The organism is Stenotrophomonas pictorum JCM 9942 (assembly GCF_001310775.1).
In the GTDB taxonomy this organism is placed as follows: Bacteria; Pseudomonadota; Gammaproteobacteria; order Xanthomonadales; family Xanthomonadaceae; genus Stenotrophomonas; species Stenotrophomonas pictorum.
Genome location: NZ_BAZI01000515.1, coordinates 1 through 1,580 on the forward strand (window position 1 = coordinate 1; position 1,580 = coordinate 1,580).

Here is a 1,580-nt window from a genome sequence, read left to right on the forward strand (position 1 = left end):
GCCGCCGATGCCGCGCGCCAGCCACCAGGTCATCAGCAGGCCGATCAAGGCCGACAACCCGATCAGCCACGCCCCGCGCGCGACGATGGCGCGCTGGCTGGCGGCGATGAACGGATCGATGGTGTCGTTGGGCTGGGACAGCGTCAGCACGCCGATCAACGTGCGCGCGTCGGCCGGGTCGTACACCGGCGCGGCCACATGCATCACCGTGGTGCTGCCCTCGCCGCGGGTCTCGGCACTGGAGCGCGCACCGTACTGTCCGCGCAAGGTCCGGTAGACATCGTTCCAGCGCGAATTGTCGCGCCCCACGTCCTGGCCGCGCGAGTCGTAGACCACGATGCCGCTGGCATCGGTCACCGTCACCCGGTAGTCGATGCTGCGCTTGGGAAAGCGCCACACCATCGCGCGCGGATCACGGCGCTGCGCGGTGGCCAGCTGGGTGGCGAAGGTGCCGTCGCCGATGCGCCCGGCCTTCAGATCCGGCGCGGCCATGACCGCCAGCACATTGGCCGCATCCACCAGCGTGGCCTCCATCGCCTGGCGCACGCCCGGCTTGACCTCGTTGACGAACACCCGCATCACGAAGAACGCGGCGATCCCGACGATCAGGAAAAAACCGAGGAAGAGTTTCAGGCCGAGGCGCATTTATCGCAGCCTCGTTTTGTGATGCAGGAGCTTTCACTCCTGCTCCGCAGGAGCGAGCCACCTTTCTTTGCCCGTGCAAAGAAAGGTGACCCAAAGAAAGCACGCCCTGCCTCCGCGCCCCGCGCGCTACGCGCACCGGGTCCACTCCGCCAGCAGGATTTTTCTACGCGACATCCCTGTCGCGTAGAAAAACGACGTGCATCCATGCACGTCGCCCTTCGGGTGTTCCCCGCTGGCTCCGTCGCTGCGGAAGGGAATGCCGAAAAGCAAAAGCAACTGCGGCTACTCCGCCGCTTTTCGCAGCAATCGTTCAGCATCACTTTCTGGCCGTTGCTGTTGCTGTTTCTGTTGCTGTGGCTTCCAGTCTTTGACTTCCCCAGCCGTAGAGCGGGCCGAGCACCGCAGCTGATCGGGGAAAAAAGGCGCGGGTGTCTGAGCGCAGCGAGTTCCGCGCCGCCCCGATCCGCGAGGAGCACAGGGAACCGGCGGGCACAGCTCGACGGATCGCGTCCCGGCTGTGCTTTCTTTTGGATACTTTTCTTTGCACAAGCAAAGAAAAGTGACTCGCTCCTGCACAGCAGGAGTGAACGCCCTTGATGTCCAAGGGGCCGCAATGGCGCCAGCCAGGCGCCGGTCTCAAACCTCCAGCGCATATCCCACCCCCCGATGGGTACGGATCGGTTCTCCAGGCACCCCCGCCGCCCGCAACTTCGCGCGCAGGGTTTTGACGTGGGTATCCACGGTGCGGTCGGCACTGTCGCTGGCATGGTCCCAGCCGCGCTCCATCAGCTGCGCCCGGCTCAGGATCGCGCCCGGGCGCTGCAGCAGCGCGGCCAGCAACGCATATTCATAGCGGGTCAGGTCCAACAGGCCTTCGCCATAGCGGATGCGCCGGCCCTCCCCATCGATGGCAAACCTGCCGTGCTGCCTTCCAG

The 1,580-nt window shown here is 65.4% G+C and carries 2 protein-coding genes; both read right to left on the minus strand.

Translation table 11 applies throughout. From position 1 onward, the window contains the following. On the minus strand, positions 1-645 hold a 645-nt coding region (locus JCM9942_RS15590; protein WP_484600258.1), incomplete at its 3' end, for a sensor histidine kinase family protein. A gap of 636 nt (positions 646-1,281) precedes the next feature. Further along, a partial coding sequence (locus JCM9942_RS15595) for a winged helix-turn-helix domain-containing protein (RefSeq protein WP_172675161.1) occupies positions 1,282-1,580 on the minus strand: 299 nt, incomplete at its 5' end.